The sequence below is a fragment of the Chromohalobacter canadensis genome, assembly GCF_034479555.1.
Taxonomy (GTDB): domain Bacteria; phylum Pseudomonadota; class Gammaproteobacteria; order Pseudomonadales; family Halomonadaceae; genus Chromohalobacter; species Chromohalobacter canadensis.
On the sequence record NZ_CP140151.1, the window covers coordinates 2,146,510 to 2,163,376 of the forward strand.

Annotated in this window: 17 protein-coding genes; 9 read left to right on the forward strand and 8 right to left on the reverse strand. The window is 62.6% G+C overall.

Annotation, left to right across the window (positions count from 1 at the left end):
• The first annotated feature begins 77 nt into the window (after window positions 1-77).
• Window positions 78-1,130: an HlyD family secretion protein gene (locus tag SR908_RS10285; protein WP_246922523.1), complete on the forward strand. Its 1,053-nt coding sequence runs from the start codon at window positions 78-80 to the stop codon at window positions 1,128-1,130.
• Window positions 1,131-2,681 (forward strand): DHA2 family efflux MFS transporter permease subunit, encoded by a 1,551-nt coding sequence (locus tag SR908_RS10290; protein ID WP_075367969.1) that lies wholly within the window; start codon window positions 1,131-1,133, stop codon window positions 2,679-2,681.
• 31 nt (window positions 2,682-2,712) lie between these two features.
• Here the strand turns inward: SR908_RS10290 and SR908_RS10295 are convergent, their stop codons facing one another.
• Window positions 2,713-2,949, reverse strand: coding sequence for a SlyX family protein (locus tag SR908_RS10295; protein WP_246922521.1), 237 nt, complete (start codon window positions 2,947-2,949; stop codon window positions 2,713-2,715).
• A 182-nt stretch (window positions 2,950-3,131) separates the two neighbouring features.
• On the opposite strand from SR908_RS10295, the gene SR908_RS10300 reads away from it, so the two are divergent.
• The gene (locus SR908_RS10300) at window positions 3,132-3,599 is read left to right on the forward strand and encodes a cold-shock protein (RefSeq protein WP_040239538.1); all 468 of its coding nucleotides are present in this window, start codon (window positions 3,132-3,134) and stop codon (window positions 3,597-3,599) included.
• Between the two features lie 108 nt (window positions 3,600-3,707).
• Here the strand turns inward: SR908_RS10300 and SR908_RS10305 are convergent, their stop codons facing one another.
• From SR908_RS10305 to map, 7 genes are all read right to left on the reverse strand, one after another.
• Window positions 3,708-4,097, reverse strand: a complete 390-nt coding sequence (locus SR908_RS10305) for a hypothetical protein (protein WP_246922519.1) — start codon at window positions 4,095-4,097, stop codon at window positions 3,708-3,710.
• A gap of 8 nt (window positions 4,098-4,105) precedes the next feature.
• Entirely contained in the window at window positions 4,106-5,263 is a 1,158-nt protein-coding gene (gene dapE / locus SR908_RS10310) for a succinyl-diaminopimelate desuccinylase (protein WP_246922518.1), read from the reverse strand.
• Entirely contained in the window at window positions 5,250-6,275 is a 1,026-nt protein-coding gene (gene dapD, locus SR908_RS10315; protein WP_246922516.1) for a 2,3,4,5-tetrahydropyridine-2,6-dicarboxylate N-succinyltransferase, read from the reverse strand. The genes dapE and dapD overlap by 14 nt, the downstream gene beginning before the upstream one ends.
• A 61-nt stretch (window positions 6,276-6,336) precedes the next feature.
• The gene (locus tag SR908_RS10320) at window positions 6,337-6,684 is read right to left on the reverse strand and encodes an ArsC family reductase (protein ID WP_246922512.1); all 348 of its coding nucleotides are present in this window, start codon (window positions 6,682-6,684) and stop codon (window positions 6,337-6,339) included.
• A 41-nt stretch (window positions 6,685-6,725) separates the two neighbouring features.
• On the reverse strand, window positions 6,726-7,925 hold the full coding sequence (gene dapC, locus SR908_RS10325; RefSeq protein WP_246922509.1) for a succinyldiaminopimelate transaminase: 1,200 nt from the start codon (window positions 7,923-7,925) through the stop codon (window positions 6,726-6,728).
• 116 nt (window positions 7,926-8,041) lie between these two features.
• Window positions 8,042-10,717: a [protein-PII] uridylyltransferase gene (locus SR908_RS10330; RefSeq protein WP_246922506.1), complete on the reverse strand. Its 2,676-nt coding sequence runs from the start codon at window positions 10,715-10,717 to the stop codon at window positions 8,042-8,044.
• A gap of 58 nt (window positions 10,718-10,775) precedes the next feature.
• Window positions 10,776-11,567 (reverse strand): type I methionyl aminopeptidase, encoded by a 792-nt coding sequence (gene map / locus SR908_RS10335; protein WP_246922503.1) that lies wholly within the window; start codon window positions 11,565-11,567, stop codon window positions 10,776-10,778.
• A 361-nt stretch (window positions 11,568-11,928) separates the two neighbouring features.
• On the opposite strand from map, the gene rpsB reads away from it, so the two are divergent.
• The 6 genes from rpsB to SR908_RS10365 all read left to right on the forward strand — a co-directional run bounded on the left by rpsB (window position 11,929) and on the right by SR908_RS10365 (window position 16,861).
• The gene (gene rpsB / locus SR908_RS10340) at window positions 11,929-12,675 is read left to right on the forward strand and encodes a 30S ribosomal protein S2 (RefSeq protein ID WP_040239550.1); all 747 of its coding nucleotides are present in this window, start codon (window positions 11,929-11,931) and stop codon (window positions 12,673-12,675) included.
• A gap of 266 nt (window positions 12,676-12,941) precedes the next feature.
• Window positions 12,942-13,811 (forward strand): translation elongation factor Ts, encoded by an 870-nt coding sequence (gene tsf / locus SR908_RS10345; protein ID WP_246922501.1) that lies wholly within the window; start codon window positions 12,942-12,944, stop codon window positions 13,809-13,811.
• Between the two features lie 124 nt (window positions 13,812-13,935).
• A complete protein-coding gene (gene pyrH / locus SR908_RS10350) occupies window positions 13,936-14,697 on the forward strand; it encodes a UMP kinase (RefSeq protein WP_040239553.1) in 762 nt (253 codons plus the stop codon).
• 4 nt (window positions 14,698-14,701) lie between these two features.
• Window positions 14,702-15,259: a ribosome recycling factor gene (gene frr, locus SR908_RS10355; protein WP_097023454.1), complete on the forward strand. Its 558-nt coding sequence runs from the start codon at window positions 14,702-14,704 to the stop codon at window positions 15,257-15,259.
• A gap of 50 nt (window positions 15,260-15,309) precedes the next feature.
• Complete coding sequence (gene uppS, locus SR908_RS10360) at window positions 15,310-16,068, forward strand: polyprenyl diphosphate synthase (protein WP_097023455.1); 759 nt, start codon at window positions 15,310-15,312, stop codon at window positions 16,066-16,068.
• Window positions 16,061-16,861: a phosphatidate cytidylyltransferase gene (locus SR908_RS10365; RefSeq protein ID WP_246922635.1), complete on the forward strand. Its 801-nt coding sequence runs from the start codon at window positions 16,061-16,063 to the stop codon at window positions 16,859-16,861. The genes uppS and SR908_RS10365 overlap by 8 nt, the downstream gene beginning before the upstream one ends.
• Window positions 16,862-16,867 lie beyond the last annotated feature (6 nt).

Consider the following 16,867-nt stretch of genomic DNA (forward strand, 5'->3'; position numbering starts at 1 on the left):
GGTGGCGCCCCAAGCGTCTTCTGGACAAATTAGTGTATCCTGCACGACCTCTGTAGATCGTCCGGTGAACGCGAGATATGAAAATCAAGAAGCGACTTTATACGGCGCTGGCATTGGTCGTGTTGGTGCTGGCGGCCCTCGCTTGGGGGATACATTGGTGGCAGACCGGCCGTTTCTTCGAAGAGACGGATAATGCTTACGTGCATGCCGATAGTGTTGCAGTGCGAGCCGAGGTCAGTGGGCGTGTCGACGCGGTGGCGGTGTCCGACAACCAGCGAGTCGAAGCCGGCGATGTTCTGGTGAAACTCGACCCCAGCGATGCCAAGGCCCAATTGGCGCAGACCCAGGCTGCGCTGGCCGTGGCCCAGGCAAATGCCGTCAGTGCCGATCGCCAGGTCGAGCAGCAGCGCGCGTCGATCGACGAAGCCAAGGCCCAGGTGACCTCGGCGCAGGCGGATCTTGAACAGGCACGCTTGCATCTCGAACGCTCGAAGCGTCTGGCCGAAAAGAACTACGCCTCTCAACAAGAGTACCAGGACGATCAGGCAGCCGTGCAGGTCGCGGAAGCGACGCTCGCGGCACGGCGCGCCACGCTGGCGTCGTCGCGCAAGCAGCTCAAGGTGCTCGAGGCCGAGCGAGACAGTGCCGAGGCCAACATAGAATCCGCCCGGGCCGATGTCGATAACGCACGCCATCAACTCGACAAGACGCGTCTGACGGCGCCGGTGGATGGCGTGGTCGGCAACAAGACGGTCGAGGTCGGAACGCTGGCCCAGCCGTCGTTGACCTTGATGCAATTGGTGCCGATTCGCTCGGCCTATGTCATCGCCAATTACAAGGAAACCCAGACCGCGCGCATGCGGGCGGGGCAGTCGGTGTCGTTGCATGTCGATGCCTATCCCGATACCGAGTTCGAGGGCGTCGTCGATAGCCTGGCGCCTGCCACGGGCTCGCGTTTCAGTCTGTTGCCGCAGGATAACGCCACCGGTAACTTCAACAAGATCGTCCAGCGGGTGCCGGTGCGTATTCGTGTGACGGGCCCGGAGGACGCCCTGGAGCGCTTGCGCGATGGCCTCTCGGTGGTGCCGTCGGTGGATACGCGCGACCTTGACCCTGGGAACGACGATTAAATGGCCGAGGCGACCGCAACCGACTCGTCGGGCCCGCAGGAAGCCCCGTCACGACGCACCCAACTGGCCTTCGTGGCGGCGGTGTTCGGGATGTTCATGGCGATTCTGGACATCCAGATCGTCGCCAGTTCCCTCAATGAGATTCAGGCCGGGGTCTCGGCCAGCGCCGACGAGATCTCCTGGGTTCAGACCTCTTATCTGATCGCCGAGATCATCATGATCCCGCTGTCGGGGATGCTGACGCGGATTCTTTCCACCCGAGTCGCGCTCGTGACCTCGTGTTTGGGCTTCACGCTGGCGAGCCTTGGCTGCGCCATGGCCAATTCCATTGAATCTCTGATCGTGCTGCGGGCCATCCAGGGCTTCATGGGTGGGGCGATGATCCCCATCGCCTATGCCATCAGCTTTAGCGTCTTCCCGCGCCGCATGATGGGAACGGTGCAGGGTGTGATGGGCCTGGTGGCGACCTTGGCCCCGTCGATCGGGCCCACCGTGGGCGGTTATATCACCGAGTTCGCGAGCTGGCATTGGCTGTTTCTCGCCAATCTCGTGCCCGGTGTCCTGGTGTCGCTGGCGGTGTGGCGGCTTCTGGACATTGATCGCCCCGACCATCGGGCGCTGCGCCATCTCGATCTCATCGGCCTGGCGCTTTTGGCACTGTTTCTAGGCACGCTGGAGTTTTCGCTGGAAGAAGGCCCTGGCGATGACTGGTTCGCCAGTCGTACGATCCTCATCGCCGCCATCGTCTGCGCGCTCACCTCGGTGGGGTTCTTCTGGCGCGCTCTACGCCACCGTCACCCCATCGTCGATCTGCGTGCCTTCGTCAATCTCAACTTCGCCGTGGGGGCGTGGCTAGGGTTCGTGGTGGGGATCGGCTTGTACGGCCTGGTGTATTTGCTGCCGCTGTTTCTGGGCAACGTGCGCGGCTATTCGGCCTTACAGATCGGCGAGGTCATGATCGTGACCGGGGTGGCGATGTTTTTGACCGCGCCGCTAGTGGGGCGGGCCTCGGACAAGGTCGACCTGCGTGCCTTGCTGTTGCTGGGTATGCTGTTGACCGGTATCGGCACGGTAATGAATGCCAACCTGACCGCCGAATCGGGCTTCGACACGTTCTTCTGGCCGCAGGTGGTGCGCGGCGTGGGATTGGTGATGTGCTTGATCCCGACCTCGCGCATCGCTTTCGGCACCTTGCCGCCGAGCGAGGTCGGCAATGCCAGCGGTCTGTTCAACGTGATGCGCAATCTTGGCGGGGCGGTGGGCCTGGCGCTGCTGGATACGATTCGCGACTGGCGGGAGGACTACCACTGGAATCAGTTGATCCCCGCCATCGATCAAGGCCGCGAGGTGGTCAACGCGACCCAGGCGCAGTATCAGCAGCTGCTGGCGTCGACCGGCGACCCACAGACGGCCTCGGTCGAGATGATGGCGCGGACCCTGCTCGAGCAGAGCATGGTCATGGCCTACAACGATATCTTCCTGTGGCTGGGCGCGCTGTACCTGTTAGTGGCGCCGTTGATTCTGTTACTGAAAAAGCCCCAGCACGCTTGATTCATATACCAATGGACGAAGCGGCAGTCGCTCAGTAATGTGGAGGAATCTCGTCGCTAGGCGTCGGGGCATCGTCATCACTCATATGATCGACGCTTTGACGCAGGTTCCGCAGGCGTTCGCGCAGCATGTCATTGGTGCGTTCGAGCTGGGCCACGCGACGGTCCTGCGCGGCCAGGGCGTGGTCGAGTGTGTCCAGCCAGTCTTCCTGATAGGCGAGCCGAGACTCCAACGCGTCGAGGCGGTCGCGCGTGGCGTCCTCGGTCATGCTAGAATCTTTCGACGGTGTGTCACCGTTCATTTCTGGCACCTTATGCAATGCGTTCAAGAGCATTGCGTTCAAAAGTTGTGTTCATCACGTTGCGTAGTCACTGCGCAACCCATGTCGGCTCTGCACGCGCTCAGGCGCCAAGGAGCATTTCCATCGGACAACAAGAGATATCGAGGTCCATGAATCGTAAGATATTCCTACGTTGTAGTCTCATCAGTGTCCTGTTGGCCATTCCTTCTCCACTGTTGATCGCGCTGTTCGTGACGCTGACCGGTAGCGTACTGGAGTTTTCCCTGCTGCTGGAAGCCGATGGCATCGCCATCGCCTACAGTGCCACGGCCTTGGCCGTGTTCGTGCTGCTGTTGCTGGGAACGCTGAGCACGCAAGCCTTGGCCCCGCAGTCGCGGCAGCTGGCACATCTCGCCGAGTTGGAAAACGACGACCGCGAGATCGGCGAAGTGAAGTGGTTCAACGTCAACAAAGGGTACGGCTTTATCACCCGCGATAGCGGCGAGGACGTGTTCGTGCATTTTCGCGCTATCCGTGGCAAGGGACATCGCACACTCGCGGAAGGTCAGAAGGTCCGCTATCACGTCATCGAAAACGAACGTGGCCTGCAGGCCGATGATGTGACCGTGATTTCCTGACCGCAGACCCTGCCACGCAGGCATGATAACGCCCCGTCCGGTTGCATCGGACGGGGCGTTTCACGTGGGTGACTACGTGTGCGCCTCTGCCTCGCCAATCGGCGGCGTCTATTGTCCCGAGTCCGGCCAGTCGATAGCGCCTTCCTCGCCGTCCGCGCAGACGCGCCAGAAGCGGTCCGGCTCGTCGCCGGGCTGCCACCCGCCCAACGAGCAGCGCACCTCGCAGCCGAGTGCCCGCGCGGCATCACGTGCGCAGTCCACATCGCGCGGCCAGGGGGTGTGCGGACTGTCGAACCACAGACTGGCGAAGCCATCGGCGGCCTGGGTCACCAACAGGATCGGCACCTCGCTGTCGGCGTGACGTGCCCGTGCCTGCCATTTGGCCTTGCCGCGCTTGACCAGCGTGGGTAGTTCGTCGAAGTGCCTGGCGAGCCAGCGTTGCACGGTCTCGATGTCGGCGTCGGCCAGATAGATCTCGATGTCGGGGTAGCGCTCCACGGCGGACCTCAGGTAAGCAAGCGTTGCATGATGGTCGTATAGAGACGACTCAGCGTCTCCAGATCGGCGGCGCATATGCGCTCGTCGACCTTGTGTATCGTGGCGTTGGTCGGGCCCAGTTCGATGACTTGCGCGCCCAGCGTAGCGACGAATCGGCCATCCGAGGTGCCGCCGCCGGTCGACAGCTGCGGTCGATAGCCCAGCATGTCTTCCACGCTGGCCACGGTGGCATCGACCAGGGCGCCCCCGGCGGTGAGGAAGGGTTCACCGTTGAGTGTCCAGTCGAGCGTGTAGTCGAGCGAGTAACCCTCCAGAATCTCGGCGGTGCGCGCCTTCAGCGCCTCGGCGGTGACCTCCGTGGAAAAGCGGAAATTGAAGACCACTTCCAGTTGACCGGGAATCACGTTGGTAGCCCCGGTGCCGGCCTGGAGGTTGGATATCTGGAAGCTGGTCGCGGGAAAGAAGTCGTTGCCGGCATCCCAATGCTCGGCGGCCAGCGCAGCCAATGCCGGGGTTGCCTCGTGCACGGGGTTGCGCGCCAGGTGCGGGTAGGCGACATGACCCTGTATGCCCTTGACGCGCAAGACGCCACCCAGCGAGCCGCGGCGCCCATTCTTTAAGGTATCACCCAGGCGCTCACTGGATGAGGGCTCGCCGACGATGCAGTAATCCGGGGCGATGCCGCGTTCACGCAAGTGCTCGACCACCGCTCGGGTCCCGTGAACGGCGGGGCCTTCCTCGTCGGCGGTGATTAGAAAGCCGATGCGACCGGGATGCGCCGGGTGCGCGGCAAGGAAGGCTTCCACGGCGGTGATCATCGCCGCCAGGCTACCTTTCATGTCCGCCGCGCCACGTCCGCAAAGCATGCCTGCGGCGTCGATGCACGGCTCGAAGGGCGGATATTCCCAGTCGCTTTCGGGGCCGGTGGGTACTACATCGGTATGCCCGGCGAACACCAGCATGGGGCCGCTATCACCGCGTGTGGCCCAGAAGTTGTCCACCTCGCCGATACGCAAGCGTTCGACATGAAATCCCAACTGCTCCAGGCGCGCGATCATCAGCGCCTGACAGCCGGCATCGTCCGGGGTCACCGAACGACGCCGCAGCAACTCGAAGGCCAGCGCCAGGGTCGGTGACGCTGGCGTGGTGCGATCAGTTGTGGGCATGCAGTGCCTCGTTGAGCGCCACGGCACTCTTGTTGGTCAGGCACTCGATGCGGCCGTTTTGCGAGTTGCGACGCAGCAGCAGATCGCTCTGGTTGGCCAGATCGCGACCGCTGACGGTCTGCACCAGCTCGCCCTGATCGTCGAGTACGGCAATCTTGGCACCGGCGGTGACGTAAAGACCGGCTTCCACCGTGCAGCGGTCGCCCAACGGGATGCCGATGCCGGCATTGGCGCCGATCAGGCAACCTTCGCCGATGGAGATGATGATGTTGCCGCCGCCGGAGAGGGTGCCCATGGTCGAGCAGCCGCCGCCCAGGTCGGAGCCCTTGCCGATCACCACGCCGGCGGAAATACGCCCTTCGACCATGCCCGGGCCTTCGGTGCCGGCATTGAAGTTGCAGAAGCCTTCGTGCATGACCGTGGTGCCCTCGCCGAGGTAAGCGCCCAGGCGCACGCGGGCGGTGTCGCCGATGCGCACGCCTTTGGGCACCACGTAGTCGGCCATCTTGGGGAACTTGTCGACACAGTCGACCGTGAGCGGGCGGCCTTCGAGACGCGCCTTGAGGCGTCGTGCGCCAAGCTCGTCGACATCGATGGGACCCTCGTTGGTCCAGGCGATGTTCTTGAGCAGGCCGAACATGCCGTCGAGCTTGATGCCGTGAGGCTTGACCAGCCGATGCGAGAGTAGGTGCAGCTTGAGGTAGACCTCGGGCACGCTGGCCGGTGCATTATCTTCGTCGAGGAAGACGGCGACGAGCGGCCGCTGGCCAGCGGCGAAGGCGTCGGCCAATTCGGCTTGTTCGGTACCGCCGGCCTGACGCAGTGCCTCGGCGAGTGCCTGGCAGTGCTCGGGCAAGAAGCTGACCACGGCGTTGCCCGCCGGCGCGTTCAGCGCCTTGCGCGCCGCTGCGACCATGGCGTCATCGGGGTTGAGCAGCGGCGTCGGGTAGTAGACGTCCAGCCATTCACCTTGGGTATTCTGATGGCCGATTCCGAGAGCGAAGCTCAGCATGGGAAAGTCCTTAAGGGTTAGATGATAAAAGGTCAGCGATGCGTGTTATGCCGGTGGGCATCTAGGTCGACTGAAGGGCGCGATAGGCGTCGGCCTTGAAGCCCACCAGGAAATGATCCGGCGTTTCCAGCACAGGGCGCTTGAGCAGTGTCGGGTGCGCCAGCAGCAATGCACGGGCCCGATCGGCGTCGAGATCGCGCTTGTCGGCTTCGTCCAGTCCGCGCCAGGTAGTGCTGCGCGTGTTGAGCAGCGTGCTCCAGTCGCTGCGGGCTAGGAAAGCATCGAGGCGCGCGGCGTCGAGGCCGTCCTCGCGCAGGTCATGATAACGATACGCGACGCCCAGGTCGTCGAGTGTGCGGCGTGCCTTGCGGCATGTGTCGCAGGTCTTGATGCCGTAGAGCGTGACCATGACGGCCCCCTTGTAAATGGATTGCGGTATGGCGCGATGGATCAGGCGCGGTGCTCGATGAAGCGTCGGATGCGCTGTGCCGCTTCTATTGTGGCGTCGAGCTCGGCGACCAGCGCCAGGCGCACGCGGCCTGCGCCGGGATTGCCCCGGGCGCCGTCGCGTGACATATAGCGCCCGGGCAGCACGGTGATGTGCTGCTCGGCAAACAAATCTCGGGCGAAGGATTCATCATCGCCGCCGGGCACTGCCGGCCACAGATAGAAGCTGGCGCGCGGCGTGGGGAAGTCCATGACCGGCGCCAGAATCTCTCCCACCGCGCTGAATTTCTCGCGATAGGCATCGCGGTTGGCGCGCACGTGCGCTTCGTCGTCCCAGGCGACGATCGAAGCATGCTGGGTCGTCAGCGGCATGGCGCAGCCGTGATAGGTGCGGTAGCGCTTGAACGGGGCGATCAGCTCGGCATCGCCAGCCACGAAGCCCGAGCGCAACCCCGGCAGATTGGAGCGCTTGGACAGCGAGTGAAAGACCAGGCAGCGGCGGTAGTCGTCGCGCCCCAACGAGCGGCAGGCCTCGAGCAACCCCGGGGGCGGTGCGGCCTCGTTGAGGTAGAGTTCTGAATAGCATTCGTCCGAGGCGATCAGAAAGTCGTGCTCGTCGGCCAGGGCGATCAGTTTTTGATACTCGGCTAGCGGCGTGACGGCGCCTGTGGGATTGCCCGGTGAACAGACGAAGACCAGTTGCACGCCGCGCCAGGTGGCGGCAGGCACGGCGTCGAGGTCGGGCAGGCAGCCGTTGGCGGGTGAGCAATCGAGATATAACGGCTCGCCGCCGGCTAGCAGGGTCGCACCTTCGTAGATCTGGTAGAACGGATTGGGCATCGCCACCTTGGCAGGTCGCGTGCGGTCCAGCGCGGCCTGGACGAAGGCGAAGATCGCCTCGCGGGTGCCATTGACCGGCAACACGTGGCGCTCGGGGTCGAGCGAGCCGGGTGTCAGCGCGTAACGTTGCGTCGCCCACCGGGCGATAGCGTCGCGTAGTTCGGGAAGTCCCGCCGTGGCTGGGTAGCGTGCGACCTCGCCCTCAAAGCGACGCATCGCGTCGAGCACCGCGGCGGGCGGCGCATGGCGCGGCTCGCCGATGGACAGCGCGATGGGCGATAGCGCGGGCGGCGCCACCTCGGCCTTGAGAGCGGCAAGCTTCTCGAAGGGATAGGGCTTGAGGGCGTCGAGATCGGGATTCATCGGCAATCCAGCAGCGAGTCCGGCGGCGCGGACATGGCGTTGTTATGAAGGCGCGCGGCGCCATCGGGAGGGCCCGATTATAGGCAAGCCGGCCAAGGGCCTCAAATGAGGCTGTTTCACACGTCAAGTGTCTCGCGTAAGCGCTCGCGCAGTTGCGCCTGGCGGGCGGGGTCGGTGAGCGGTTCCCCGGCCTTGTCGGTGATGAAGAAGACGTCCTCGACGCGCTCGCCCAGGGTGGCGATCTTGGCCGCCGAGAGGGCGATGTCCTGCTCCATGAAAATGCGTCCGACGCGGGCGAGCAGGCCGGGGCGGTCGGGTGCGATGAGCTCGACGATGGTCCGAGCGTTGGCTTCGTCCTGCTCGATCATTACCTGAGTCGGCACCTTGAAGTGCTTGAGCTGGCGCGAGGTATGGCGAGTGACGATGCGCGGGTAGTCGGCCGGGTCGTCGAGTTCCTCCACCAGGTGATAGCGGATTTCCTCGAGACGCTGCGGATCGCGAATCGGCTCGCCCTCGTCGTCGAGTACGATGAAGGTGTTGAGCGTCCAGTCGTTGCTGGAGGTGGCGATGCGCGCGTCGTGGATCGACAGTCCCAGTTGTTCCATGGCGGCTGCGGTGGCGGCGAACAGGTCGTTGACCGAGCGGGTATGGATGAACACCTTGGTGCCGCCCTCGGCCATGTCCTCGGTGGGGGCGTTGGCGAGGATCAGCGGCAACTCCGAGGGTTGGTGATCGAGAATGCCCTGCGTCTGCCAGATGATCTCGCTGGGCGCGTACTGCAGGAAATAATCGTCGCCAAATGACGCCCACAAGGCGTCTGCGCTGGCGGCATCGATGCCCACCGTGCCGAGCAGGCCCCGGGCTTCTTCGCGCGACTCGCGGGCCCATTCGTCGCGGTCGATGACGTGGTCGAGGCCGCGCCGCAAGGCGCGCTTGGTTTCGGTATGCAATTGACGCAACAAGGCGGCGCGCCAGCCGTTCCACAGCGAGGGGTTGGTGGCGGTAATATCGGCCACGGTGAGTACGTATAGGTAGTTGAGATGGACCTCGTCACGCATCGCCAGCGCGAACTCATGGATGACGTCGGGATCGGAGATATCGCGCTTCTGGGCGGTCTTGGACATAAGCAGGTGATGTTCGACTAGCCAGGCCACGAGGCGCGTATCGCGCGCCGAGAGGCCATGACGCTCGCAGAAGGCGGTGGCGTCGACGGCACCGAGTTCGGAATGGTCGCCGCCGCGCCCCTTGCCGATATCGTGATAGAGCCCGGCGATCCACAGCAGTTCGAGCTTGGGCAACTGGTGAACCAGGGTCGCAGCGACGGGGAAGTCCTCGTGGCCTTCGGGTTCGCGGAAGCGTTGCACGAATTTCAGCAGGCGCAATGTGTGGGCGTCGACGGTATATAGATGGAACAGGTCGTGCTGCATCAGTCCCACGGCCTGACCGAACTCGGGCAGGTACTTGCCGAGGATCCCGTAACGGTTCATGCGCCGCAGTTGGCGCGGAATGTTGCCTCCGCTGCGCAGCAGTTCCATGAACAGGCTCTGATGGCGCAGGTCGTCGCGAAAGCTCTCGTCGATCAGGTGGCGATGGTCACGTATCAGACGAATGGTTTCGGCACGCACGCCCTCGATCTCGGGGTGCTGGGCCATCAACAGGAACAGCTCGAGCAGGGCGCCGGGGCGGTGGCGAAACACGTTGGCGTGACGCACCTGGATATAGCCGCCGAGAATCTCGAAGCGCGCGTTGAGAGGCGTGATGTCCGGTGCCTCGTGGGCGCGCAGGATGACCTCGTCGAAGTGCTGAAGCAGCATGTCGTTGAGCCCGGCCAGTGCGGTGACATGGCGATAGTAGCGCTTCATGAATTGTTCGATGGCGAGGCGCTCCGGCGTGTCGCGATAACCGAACAGCTCGGCGATGGCGCGCTGATGGTCGAACAGCAGTCGGTCCTCGGCGCGGCCATTGAGCATGTGCAGCGCATAGCGCACCTGCCACAAGAAGGATTGGCCCTGGCTGAGAATGCGCAACTCGGCGTCGTTCATGAAGCCTTGAGCGACGACATCCTCGTAGCGCAGCTCACCGAAGTGGCGCTTGGCCACCCAGCCGATCATCTGGATGTCGCGTAGTCCACCCGGCGAGCTCTTGATGTTGGGCTCGAGGTGGTACTCGGAGTTGTTGTAGCGGTAGTGACGGGCGATTTGTTCCTGCCACTTGGCCTCGAAGAAGGCATCGCTCGGCCACATCGACTCACTGGAGAGGCACTTGCGCATCGTCTCGCGCAGGTGCTCGGGGCCGGCGAGGGTGCGCGATTCCAGCAGATTGGTGATGACCGTGAGGTCCGCGTGCGCCTCGCGCTCGCAATCGGCCAGCGAGCGTACGCTATGGCCGATTTCCAGACCGATATCCCAAAGGAAGGTGATGAAGCCGGTCAGGCCTTCGCGGTAGGGGGTGTCGTCATCGTGCTCAAGCAGCAGTAACAGGTCGATGTCGGAATGCGGGTGCAGCTCGCCACGACCGTAGCCGCCGACGGCGAGCAGTGCGATCCCATCATCGGGCCATTCATAGCGTTCCCAGGCGATGCCCAGCAGCTGATCCAGGCACCAGGCTCGGCCATGGACCAGGTCGCGAATGTCGCTGCCGGCTTGAAAGCGTGCGTCCAGGCGCGCTTGCAACTCGCGTAACGCGTCCTTGAACACGGCGATTGGCGTGCGACTGGTGGCTAGCGCTTCGCGGAAGGCGGACGCGTCGAACAGCGTCTCGTCGGGCACGAAGCGATAGTGATGAAGCAGCATTCGCGTGGCACTCCTGTTCGCGCGTTACGTCGTCGGGTAACCGGTTGAGCGGCGGCGTTTACGCCTCGAGGAAGCTGAAGTCCTCGTCACTGCGCGCGGTGAGCACCTCGACGCCGGTCGCGGTGACCAGCAGCGTGTGTTCCCACTGGGCCGACAAGCTCTTGTCCTTGGTCACCGCCGTCCAGCCGTCGCGCAGCACCTTGGTGCGATAGTCGCCGACATTGATCATGGGCTCTATGGTAAAGCACATGCCTTCAGCCAGCGCGATATCGGCATTGGGCTCGTAACCGTCGTAATGCAGGAATTGCGGGTCTTCGTGGAAGCCGGCGCCGATGCCGTGGCCGCAGAAATCGCGCACCACCGAATAGCCGTTGCCCTCGGCGTGCTGCTGGATCGTGCGCGCCAACTCGGAGAGGTGTACGCCGGGGCGCACCTGGGCGATACTCTTGTACAGGCATTCTTGGGTAATGCGGGCCAGGCGGCCACCCTGAATGCTGTTGCCGACCACGAACATCATGCTGGAATCGCCGTGATAGCCATCGGTGGTTTTTACGGTGATATCGAGGTTCATGATGTCGCCGTTCTTGAGCTTCTTGGCGAAATCGGGCATGCCGTGGCAGACGACATGGTTGATCGAGGTGCAGGTGGCGTAGGGAAAGCCGTGATAGTTGAGCGGCGCGGGCGTGGAGCCCAGCTCGTCCACGATGTATTCGTGGCACAGCCGGTCGATCTCGCCGGTGCTGATGCCGGCCACTACATGTGGCGTGATCATTTCCAGTACCGAAGCGGCCTGGCGACCGGCTTCGCGCATTTTTTCGATTTCGTCGGCGGTTTTAATGGGAATGTTCATGCGATCTCGAATTCGGAGGGTTCGGGTCTGGCGTCGGGGTGGCTCCTGGCCTATAGTCTCGGCGCCCGACGAGGGCGCGCGAGATGCACCATACGGGCGTCTCGTAAGGCGTGGCGGACCAGGGGCGACTTCATCTTGGAATCGATCTATGGTATAAAGCCGCGCGCCTTACTGCAATCGCCGCCTAGCGCGTTCAGTTAGATCGACGCATTGGCGTGGCGCGGCAAGCGGGCGAGAAATGATAACGCCTTGAAAACACACATGCACCGTCACATGGTCCCGGGTGCCGGGGCGACGTTCGATGTCGTCGTGGTCGGATCCATGGGGTGCATGGAGGCCTAACCCGATTCAGGAGTCATCCATGGCACAAGTCAATATGCGTGACCTGCTCAAGGCAGGCGCTCACTTCGGTCACCAGACCCGTTACTGGAACCCGAAGATGAGCAAGTACATCTTCGGTGCACGCAACAAGATTCACATCATCAACCTCGAGCACACGCTGCCGGCGCTGAACGACGCGCTCGCCGTCGTCGAGAAGATGGTGGCTTCCAACAACAAGGTCCTGTTCGTCGGCACCAAGCGTGCTGCCAGCAAGATCGTCAAGGAAGAGGCCCGTCGTGCCGGTCAGCCGTTCGTCAACCATCGTTGGTTGGGCGGTATGCTGACGAACTTCAAGACCATTCGCGTGTCGATCAAGCGTCTGCGCGAACTTGAAGCCATGCACGAAGACGGCACGTTCGAGAAGCTGACCAAGAAAGAAGTCCTGATGGCGACCCGCGAGCAAGACAAGCTCGAGCGCAGCGTCGGCGGTATCAAGGACATGGGCGGCCTCCCCGACGCGCTGTTCGTGATCGACGTTGACCACGAGCGTATCGCGATCAACGAAGCCAATAAGTTGGGCATTCCGGTCATCGGTGTCGTCGATACCAACTCCAATCCGGACGGTGTCGACTACGTGATCCCGGGCAACGACGACTCCATTCGCGCCCTTCAGATCTACACTCAGGCCGTCGCCGACGCCTGTGTGCAGGCCAAAGGCAACAGCGCTAGCGAGTTCGTCGAAGTGACCGACGAGGCAAGCGAAGCGAACGAAGCCGCCGCCGAGTGATGGTGGCGGGTCCGTGCTGACGCTCGCACGCGAGCGACGAGACATAAAGCAGCCCGTGAAGGCGGCGCAGCACGGACCAAAAGGGGGCTACAAGCCCCCTTTTCACCGTCCGGATGCAAGGGCGGTGAACCCTGAAGGAATTCTTCATTCAAAGGAGATGCTGGTCGCACGTCGCGCGTGCATGTCACGCCAAGTCACGCTCAAGCCGTGCCGGCGACGAGGCAGCGTTTCCACCAGACGTCGAACCACATTCAGAGGTATTTACCATGGCAGCTATCAGCGCATCTCTGGTCAAGGAACTGCGCGAGCGCACCGGCCTCGGCATGATGGAGTGCAAGAAAGCTCTGACCGAAGCTGACGGTGACATCGAAACCGCCATCGAAAATCTGCGCAAGAACTCCGGCCTTAAAGCAGCCAAGAAAGCCGATCGTACGGCAGCCGAAGGGGCCGTGGTGACGCGTGTCGCCGACGACGGTTCTTACGGTGTGATGCTCGAGGTCAACTCCGAGACCGATTTCGTGGCGCGCGATGATAACTTCACCGCTTTCGCCGACCAGGTCGTCGCCAAGGTGTTCGAAACCAAGAGCGAAGACGTGGCGAGCCTGATGGAAGGTGGGCTGGAAGACGCGCGTCAACAGCTGGTGCAGAAGATCGGCGAAAACATCAGCGTGCGTCGCGCAGTGGTCGTCGATGCCCCGGAAGGTGGTGTCGTGGGTGCCTATGTGCACGGTAGCCGTATCGGCGTGCTGACCGTTCTCAGTGCCGGCAACGCCGATGTGGCCAAAGACATTGCCATGCACGTGGCGGCAATCAATCCGAGTGCTGCGCATCCGGAAGAAATGCCCCAGGCAGAGCTGGATAGCGAAAAGGCGATTATCCTGGCGCAGCCGGACATGGCCGGCAAGCCGGCGGAAATCGCCGAGAAGATGGTTCAGGGCCGCCTGAAGAAGTACCTGGCCGAAAATAGCCTGACTCAGCAGCCTTTCGTCAAGGACCCCAACCAGACCGTGGCCGAATACGTGAAGGCTGCGGGTGGCGAAGTGGTCAGCTTTACCCGCTTCGAAGTGGGTGAAGGCATCGAGAAGGAAGAAGTCGACTTCGCTCAGGAAGTCAAGGATCAGGCGCGTCGCAGCTAAGCTGCCATGTGCCTGTGTTGTCGTTGGCGTGCGCGGTTGCGCACGCCTTCGCGTATCCGGCCGTTGCCTGGCCGAGCTGTTCCTACCCACGCCGATACAGTCCGCTGAGACGAGGAGAGTCCGAATGTCTGTTCCCACCGATCGTAACGCCGCTTCCCCAGAGCGTAACGAGAAGTCGAAGTACAAGCGCATTCTGTTGAAACTGTCCGGTGAAGCTCTGACGGGCGAGCACGAATTCGGAATCGATCCCAAGGTACTCGACCGTATGGCGCTGGAAATTGGCCAATTGGTCGGAATCGGGGTCCAGGTGGGGATCGTGGTCGGCGGTGGTAACTTGTTCCGTGGGGCGGCGCTACACGCGGCGGGTATGGAACGTGTCACTGGTGATCACATGGGCATGCTGGCGACCGTGATGAATGCTTTGGCGATGCGTGACGCCCTGGAGCGTTCCAATATTCGCTCGCGGGTGATGTCGGCGATTCCCATGAGCGGCGTCGTCGAGCATTACGATCGGCGTACCGCCATCCGTTACCTGACGTCGGGTGATGTGGTGATTTTCTCCGCGGGGACCGGTAATCCATTCTTCACTACCGACTCGGCGGCCTGTCTGCGCGGCATCGAGATCGATGCCAATGTGGTGCTCAAGGCCACCAAGGTGGATGGTGTTTACAATAAGGATCCGGTCAAGCACAGCGATGCCGCCAAGTACGAACGTCTTTCCTACGACGACGTGCTCGATCAGAAGCTCGGCGTGATGGATTTGACCGCTATCTGCTTGGTGCGGGACCATGACATGCCGGTGCGCGTGTTCGATATGACCAAGCCGGGGGCCTTGCTCAACCTTGTGGTTGGGGGCAAGGAAGGAACGCTGGTAGATAGAGGCTGAAACAGTGATCAACGATATCAAGAAAGACGCCGACGCGCGCATGAAGAAAAGCGTCGAGGCGCTTAACGCCAATTTTCACAAGATCCGCACCGGGCGCGCGCATCCCAGCCTGCTGGATGCGGTGCACGTGAATTACTACGGTGCTGACATGCCGCTCAACCAGGTGGCGAGCGTCAATGTGGAAGACGCGCGAACCCTGGCGGTCGTGCCGTGGGAAAAGAGCATGGTGCCTAAGGTCGAGAAGGCCATCATGACCTCCGATCTGGGCCTCAATCCCGCCGCTGCGGGAAACGTGATTCGCGTGCCTTTGCCGCCACTGACCGAGGAAACGCGCCGCAATTATATCAAGCAGGCGCGTGGCGAGGCGGAAAACGCGCGAGTCGCGATCCGCAACGTGCGGCGTGATGCCAACGGTGATCTCAAGGCACTCCTCAAGGAGAAAGCGGTCACTGAAGACGATGAACATCACGCCATCGATGAGATCCAGAAGATGACCGACAAGTATGTCGCCGAAATCGACAAGCTTCTGGAAACCAAGGAACATGACCTCCTGCAGGTCTGAGAGGTGACCGTCGGGACGCGCTCCCGTCGATCTCCATGATACGGGATCCCATGACCTCACAGCCGTTTTCTCCCTCCCGTGCGGGCGAGCTGCCGCGCCACGTGGCGGTCATCATGGATGGTAACAATCGCTGGGCGCGCGCACGTGGACTGTCTGGCATCCGTGGTCATCGCGCGGGTGTAGAGTCGGTGCGCGCGGTGATTCGTCGCGCCGCCGAGCGAGGCGTCGACACGCTCACCTTGTTCGCCTTCTCCAGCGAGAACTGGAAACGCCCCGCCTCCGAAGTTGATGCGTTGATGGAGCTGTTCCTGATTGCGCTCAAGCGCGAGGTCAAAAAGCTCCATAGCCACGGTATCCGCCTGTCGGTGATCGGCCAGCGCGAGGAGTTTTCCACGTCCATCCAGCAATACATCGAACGGGCCGAGGCCATGACCCGCGACAATCAAGGGCTTCATCTGGTGGTCGCTGCCAATTATGGCGGCCGCTGGGATATTACCAGTGCCGCGCGACGGTTAGCGCAGCGGGTCTCGGCCGGGGAGTTGTCGCCCGACGCCATCGACGAAGAAACGCTGGGGACCGAAATCAGCCTGGCCGACGAAGCCCCGGTCGACCTGTGCATCCGTACCAGCGGTGAGCAGCGGATTTCCAACTTCTTGTTGTGGCAACTAGCCTACGCGGAATTCTATTTCACCCCTGAGCTGTGGCCGGATTTCGGTGCCGAGGCGTTCGATGCCGCGCTGGACGCCTACGGAGAGCGTCAGCGCCGTTTCGGCATGTCCCAAGAACAAGTCGAGGCGCATGGTGCTTAGGCAACGTATCCTCACGGCGCTGGTCCTGGCGCCATTGGCACTGCTCGGCTTGTTTGGGCTCACCGGTCTTCCTTTTGCCTTGTTCACGGGCGCGATCGTGCTGATCGGCGCCTGGGAGTGGGCCAACCTGGCCGGTTTCGAGCGCCAGGTGTCGCGCCTGGCCTTTGCTGCGGCCTGTGCCGTGGCGATGCTCCTTTTATGGCTGAGCGATGCCGTGCATCAGCCTTGGCCTTTGTGGTTGGGTATGCTGGGCTGGCTGGCCAATCTCTATTGGGTGGTTCGCTATCCCCGGCAACACGAGCAATGGCAAGGTCGCGCGGTGCGCCTGGGCATGGGGCTGTGGGTGCTGTTACCGTGCTGGATCGGCTTCGTGCAATTGCGCGGCGACGGCGCAGCGTGGCTGCTGTTCGTGCTTTTGCTGGTCTGGGTTGCGGATGTCGGTGCCTACTTTGCGGGTCGTGCGTTCGGGCGCCGCAAACTGGCCGTACACGTTAGCCCCGGCAAGTCCTGGGAAGGCGTCTATGGCGGTATGGCGGCGGTTGCGGTGCTGGCTCTGGTCTTCGCGCCGTGGCAGGGAGCGGCTGGCCGTGACGCACTGTGGATGATGGTCCTGGCGCTGCCGGTGGTACTGATGTCGGTGCTGGGCGATTTGTTCGAAAGCATGCTCAAGCGCCAACGCGGCTTGAAGGACTCAAGCCACCTGCTGCCCGGACATGGCGGCGTGCTCGATCGCATCGATAGTTTGACTGCCGCTATTCCGCTTTTCGTATTGTTGCGCCCATGGTTGGGCTGAGGTGAC